This is a genomic window from Faecousia sp. (genome assembly GCF_048519415.1).
Taxonomy (GTDB): Bacteria; Bacillota; Clostridia; order Oscillospirales; family Oscillospiraceae; genus JAZOXB01.
On sequence record NZ_DBFZUT010000039.1, the window covers coordinates 1 to 5,871 of the forward strand.

Below are 5,871 nucleotides of genomic sequence, written 5' to 3' on the forward strand. Positions count from 1 at the left end.
CGGGTGCGCCGCGGCAGCAGCGGCGCACCCGTACTTTTCCAGCCTTTGAACCGAAAGGAGAGAATGAACCATGCAGGAAACGGAATTCCAATTTGCGGGCGCGCAGGGGACGGAGCTTCCCGCGCGCCTGTGGCTACCGGACGGGCAGCCGCGCCTCGTGCTGCAGATCAGCCACGGGATGACGGAGCACAGCGGGCGCTACGACACGCTGGCTGCCGCGCTGGCAGAGCATGGTATTGCCTGCGCGGCTTTTGACCTACGTGGGCACGGCCGCAATCCGGGCAGCCGGACCTGCGCCGATATGGGACCGGACGGCTGGGAGCAGTCGCTTTCTGATCTGCAGCGCTTTTGTGAGAGACTGCGGGAGAGCTTCCCTGGTGTGCCGTTGGGAATGCTGGGCTTTTCCCTCGGCTCCTTCCTGCTGCGGGACGCGCTCTGCCGGGGCATGGTCGCTCCGGCGGGGGTGATCCTTGCGGGAACGGGCACGCAGCCGGGCGCGGTGCTTGCCGTCATACAGGCGATCGTCCGGGGCCAGCTGCGCCGGGCAAAGCCCGGCGGTACGACGCCGCTGGTGCAGAAGCTTTCCTTTGGCGCCTATAACCGGAAATTTGCGCCGAACCGCACCCGGGCGGACTGGCTCTGCGCCGACGAAGAAGCGCTCGACCGCTACTGCGCCGACCCGCTGTGCCGGCCGGATATCTCAGCGGCGCTGTTTCTGGAGCTGCTGAGCGCCATGCGCCGCACCGGCGGAAAGCGCGCGCTTGCGGGCTGGAACCGCTGCCCGATCCTGCTGCTGTCCGGCGCGGACGATCCTGTCGGCGCGATGGGAAGCGGGGTAAGGCAGCTCGGCGCGGCGATGGAACGGGCGGGACTCCCCGTGCAGACGGTCCTGCTGCCGGGCGCGCGGCATGATATCTTCCATGAGGAGGCGGGCGGCGCCGCCGCGCAGGCGCGCAGCCGCATTCTGCGCTTCTGCGAAACGATACTGGCGGAGTCGGAAAAGCCGCGGAATCAATCGCCTGCGGAGAAATAGGGGCGCGGAAATAGCTCCCTTCCCACAAAAACCGGAGACCCGGCGAAAGCTGCTGTGAAGTGCTTCCGCCGGGTCTCCGGCTGATTTTATGCCTATGATTCCTCCGTCAGCAGATGACGGGCCAGCTCTTCGTTCTCTGCGGCCAGCTCCCGCAGGCTGCGGATATTTTCGGCCTCGAACATCTGCTCGGCCATGGCCGTGTCGATGAGGTCGCACAGCGAGGCGGCGTTCGCCTCCTCCAGCGGGAGGTAGAGGTCCTGCCCGAGGTAGTCGAGGAAGCCGCTGACCTTCGGGTCGTAGACGACGCCGACCATCGGCACGCCCTGCCCGGCGGCAAAGATCAGCGTGTGCAGCCGCATGGCGATGACGAGCGACATCCGGCGGATGAGTGCCACGATCTCTGTGCCGTTGCTCCCGGCCTCCAGCAGCAGATACGGGCAGCGAAGCTGCGCGGCGACGGCGTTCAGCGCGGCGCGGTCACGGGCCGGCTCCATGGCGTAGAGCACCGGTGTCAGGCCGTACTCCCGGTGGGCGTATTCCGCCGCGTTTGCAAAGGCGGCGATGTGACGGTCGAAGTCCTTCCACGGGCGCAGAGCGAACAGGGCATAGCGCGTGCCGTCTGCCAGACCGCTGTGGTGCAGGAAGCTGCGGATGGCGGGCGTGTCGCCCGGATCGATCAGCAGGGCGGGGTCCGCCGTCAGGTGGATCTCCGGCGTCGTCACGCCGAGGGCGCGGAGCGTCTCCTCGGAGTAGCGGTCGCGCAGGGAGATGATCTCGGCATAGCGGTTGAGCGTTTTGGCGGTGCGTTCGCAGTTGCGCGGGCGCGAGACGGGGCCGATGCCGCAGCCATAGAGCATGACGCGGCAGCCCGCGCGGGCGGCCATGCGGATGCTCGAAAGGTAATAGAGGAGCGAGCGCGTGCTCGTGGTGTCCTGAATGAGGGTGCCGCCGCCGCTGAGGTAGAGCTTCGCGTGGCGCATCCTGCGGCGGATGGCGAGCAGCCGGAACGTATAGAGCGAATCGACGCAGGCGGCCGCGCGCGTCTCCTTCGGCGTGCGGCTGAGGGCGCAGATCGGCAGATCAGGGTCGATGTGGCGCAGCTGGGCAACGATGGCGTCGAGAATGGCGTTGTCACCGCCGTTGCCCTTGCCGTAGGCCCCGCAGATCACGACGCCGTCGCGCTCAAGCTTCGGGCGGCGGAAGCGGCGGATGATGATCTCGTAATAATGCTTCTGCTTTTCGACCATGGCCTGCACGGAGAAGTCGCGCTTCGTCTTTTCATAGAGCGCCTCGCCCATGCCGCGGCGCTTTGCGGCATCTGTCGCCAGCGTGAGCATGTGGGCCGTGAGCGCGGAGACATCCTGCGGCTCGAACAGCAGGCCGTTTTCGCCGTCGTCGATGAGGTAGGGCACGCCGCCAACGTTCGAGGCGATGGTCGCGCAGTGCATGCGCGCGCCCTCCGTCAGGGCATAGGGGAAGGTCTCGGACAGCGACGTGAGCACATTGACATCCAGTGCCTGATAGAAGCTGTTGACGTCCTCGAGCCAGCCGGGGAAGAATACCGTGCCCTCCGGACACAGCTCCTTGGCCAGCGCGCGGATCTCTCCGGCCTGCTCGCCGTCGCCCGCAATGACAAGGCGGATGTCCGGCGCCTGCTTCACGGCCGCGGAAAAGGCGCGCACGAGCGTCGTCATATCCTTGACGGGGGAGATGCGGGCGGCAATGCCGAACACGACGGTTTTGTCCGTCGGCGTCAGGCCGATGCCGCGCAGCCACTCATCCCGCGGGACGGTCTTGAGCGGGGTGGAGAAGTCGACGCCGTTATACAGCGGGAAAATGCGCTGCGGGTCGAACCCGCGCGAAATAAGGAGCTGGCGCATGCCGTCCGAAACGCCGATCCACGCGTCAAAGCGGCGCAGCGCGACCTTGTTGATGTTGCCGTAGGTCAGCGCGGCCAGCGGGCGGCCGAGATAGTCGAGCCGGTAGTCGCTGTGGATGGTGGAGATGACGGGGATGCGCGCCTGCCGCTGCACGAGCGCACCGATCATGTTCGCGCGGGCGCCGTGGCAGTGCAGCAGCTGGCAGTCGTCGTGCCGGATGATGGCAAGGATGCGCTTGCGCACCGCCATGGGGTTGCTGCCTTCAATGACGGTCGTCGGGATGCCGAGACAGCGGGCCTCCTCGGCGAACGGTCCCTCCATAAAGCAGATCAGGTGGACATCCTCCGTGCGGTTCAGGCCCTGCAGCAGGGAAAGAACGTGCGTTTTCGCGCCGCCGACATCTCCGCCGGAGATCAGATGGATGAGTTTCATACGGTCATACCTCAAAATGGGCAGAACAGCTTGTCAAAAAAAGTCTCTGCGGGCTATTTCGCCAAGCTGCTTTCAGAATTGCAAAATAAGTTTTTGTGATTTTATTTTGCAATTCTGCCGCTGCGGCGGGTAATTTGACGCGAAAGGAAACCCTGACGGTTTCCTTTCACACTATCCTTCCCTCCGAAGCTTTTGACTTGGCAGGTTTTTGACAGCCTGATATCACTTGTGCCTCTTGTTGCCTCTTGCAATTCCATGGCAAATCTGATAGAATCAGCTTGCCTGAATATTCATTATAATATATTTTGCGGAAAGAAGCAATCGGATTTCTCCCGTTTTTTCCGCCAACTGGAGGTTATCTTATGAAAATCGTCAAGAACGGCCGCCTGTTCGGCAAGCTGAACATCGTCGATGTACTCATCCTGCTTGTCGTGATCGCCGCTGTGGCCTTCCTCGCCGTGCGCATGGTGGGCGGAAGCGGCGGCGAAACGATCGCTGCCGACGAGCCGAGTGCGCAGGCGAACCTGCGCTACACCGTCCTGTGCGAGGACATGCCCCTGATGCAGGCGGAGAACGCCGTGACTGCCGTGACGGCGGAGGACTATGAGCTGAAGCTTGACGACGATTCCATCCTTAAGGTCAGTCCGAATCAGATCTTCAACAGCAACAAGTTCCAGGATGCGCAGATCACCTCGGCGGAAATTCTGCCGCAGGACGACAGTGCAGACGGCCAGCGCGTGACGGTCCGCTTTGTGATCGAGGCCGCTGCCAAGAACACCGTCGGTTCCTTCGTCGTCGGCACGCAGGAGGTCCGCATCGGCCGCGACTATACGGTCAAGACCGTGGATATCGAGATGCTCGGCACGGTCAGCGCCATGGAGAAGCTTCATGGATGAGCTGCTGAGGACCAGTCTGCTCTGGCGGCTGTTCGCGGCGCTTGCGGCCTTGTACCACCGCACGTTCCTGCCGCGGATGTTTGCGGCGATCCACCGCGCGTTTGCGGAGTCTTTGCCCGGCCGGACGCTGCGCCGCCTGCTCGGCGGGCAGCCCGCCGTGGAGCGCTCGGCCTACCGCAGGCTGATGGACCGCGGCAATGCGTGGCTGTGCGGCATCGGGGCGCGCGTCGTGCCAGTACTGGAGGACAGCCTCGTTTACCGGATCTACCGCCGCGTCATGGGCGCGCTGCGCAGCAGCCTCCTGCTCGGCTGGCTGTTTGCGGGCGGCATGACGGGCTTCCTGCTGTTCCTGTTCTCGTCCTATGCGATCATGGACTACCTGCTGCGCGATGTGCTGCAGCTGGCGGCCATCGCCTCCGTCTGGGATGAGCTGCTGATGCTCTTCTCGCTCGTGTGGGTCATCCACCGCCGCGTCGACACGAAGCGTCCGCTTACCAGCACGGCCAACGGCATCGGCCTGTGGATCTCGTTCTATCTCACGGTGGGCGTGCTCCTGCTGATGACGGTCCGCCCTGCGCCGACCGTGAATTTCACGGGCTTCCGCGCGAGCATGGAATATCTGGCGGTGTTCTATCTCGTCACGCATCTCATCCGCGACGAGCGCGATTTCCGTGAGATGTACCTCACCATGGTTATCATCGCCACGGTGCTGGCGCTGCACGGCATCTGGCAGTTCATCATCGGTGTGCCCATCCCCGCGAGCTGGACGGACGCCGCCGAGGGCGCGGTGCGCACGCGTGTCTACTCCATCTTCAGCAATCCGAACATTATGGGCGCCTATATGATCCTGTTCGCGCCGATGACCATCGGTCTGGCCTATGCCTGCGAGCGCCCTTCCCAGAAGGTGCTGTTCTGGCTGTGCGGCCTTGCCATGTGCGCGGGCTGCCTGTTCACGATGTCGCGCGGCGCGTGGCTCGCGCTGGCCATTGCGGCCGTGCTGTTCGCCCTGCTCATCGACCGCCGCCTGCTGGCCCTGATGCTCGTGTGCGGCGCGGTGGCCTGCACGCTGCCGTTCGTGCGCAGCCGCATCGGCTATCTGTTCACGCCGCAGTTCGCGGACTCGAACGCCCGCGGCGGCCGCGCGAAGCGCTGGGCCACGGCCATCGGCTACCTCAAGGCCACGGATCCCGTTTTCGGCATGGGCTACGGCATGTACGGCGGCGCCGTCGCGGTGCAGAATCCCGTCCTGCCGTGGGTCGAGTATATGTATGTTGATAACTATTACGTCAAGATCCTCACGGAGAACGGCATTGTCGGCGTGACGGCCTTCGGCATGATGCTGCTTGGCCTCGTCGGCAACGGCCTGCGCGCCTGTGTGCGCACGGCAAAGACCCGCTGGTCACCCCTGTGCGCCGGTATGCTGTGCGGCCTCATCGGCGTGCTCATCCACAGCGTGTTTGAGAGCATCTGGGAGGAGCCCTATATGATGGCCCTGTTCTTTGCCGTTGCGGCCATGATGGCCTGGGTCGGCCTGCTGCGCCGCCGGACACAGGAAACCGCCTGAAAGCATACGTTGTAAAAATGCTGTAAAATATGTTGGAATCCCAACATATTTTGCAGCGTTTTTTAT

4 protein-coding genes are annotated in these 5,871 nt (G+C 64.0%); 3 read left to right on the forward strand and 1 reads right to left on the reverse strand.

The genetic code is table 11. The annotated features are described in order from the left end of the window. The first annotated feature begins 70 nt into the window (after positions 1–70). Entirely contained in the window at positions 71–1,033 is a 963-nt protein-coding gene (locus ACMKFF_RS04590; RefSeq protein ID WP_419496197.1) for an alpha/beta fold hydrolase, read from the forward strand. Between the two features lie 92 nt (positions 1,034–1,125). Here the strand turns inward: ACMKFF_RS04590 and csaB are convergent, their stop codons facing one another. Next, on the reverse strand, positions 1,126–3,345 hold the full coding sequence (gene csaB / locus ACMKFF_RS04595) for a polysaccharide pyruvyl transferase CsaB (protein ID WP_419496198.1): 2,220 nt from the start codon (positions 3,343–3,345) through the stop codon (positions 1,126–1,128). A gap of 362 nt (positions 3,346–3,707) precedes the next feature. Here csaB and ACMKFF_RS04600 point away from each other — a divergent pair, with 362 nt between their 5' ends. Next, positions 3,708–4,241, forward strand: a complete 534-nt coding sequence (locus ACMKFF_RS04600) for a DUF4330 domain-containing protein (RefSeq protein WP_417325719.1) — start codon at positions 3,708–3,710, stop codon at positions 4,239–4,241. Beyond that, on the forward strand, positions 4,234–5,805 hold the full coding sequence (locus ACMKFF_RS04605) for an O-antigen ligase family protein (protein WP_419496199.1): 1,572 nt from the start codon (positions 4,234–4,236) through the stop codon (positions 5,803–5,805). Before ACMKFF_RS04600 ends, ACMKFF_RS04605 begins: the two co-directional genes overlap by 8 nt. Positions 5,806–5,871 lie beyond the last annotated feature (66 nt).

What these genes read in the sequence shown, in the direction of transcription:
- ACMKFF_RS04600 (WP_417325719.1), top strand. Translation starts at nt 3,708, where the DNA reads ATGAAAATCGTCAAGAACGGCCGCCTGTTCGGCAAGCTGAACATCGTC.
- csaB (WP_419496198.1), bottom strand. Translation starts at nt 3,345, where the DNA reads ATGAAACTCATCCATCTGATCTCCGGCGGAGATGTCGGCGGCGCGAAA.
- ACMKFF_RS04590 (WP_419496197.1), top strand. Translation starts at nt 71, where the DNA reads ATGCAGGAAACGGAATTCCAATTTGCGGGCGCGCAGGGGACGGAGCTT.
- ACMKFF_RS04605 (WP_419496199.1), top strand. Translation starts at nt 4,234, where the DNA reads ATGGATGAGCTGCTGAGGACCAGTCTGCTCTGGCGGCTGTTCGCGGCG.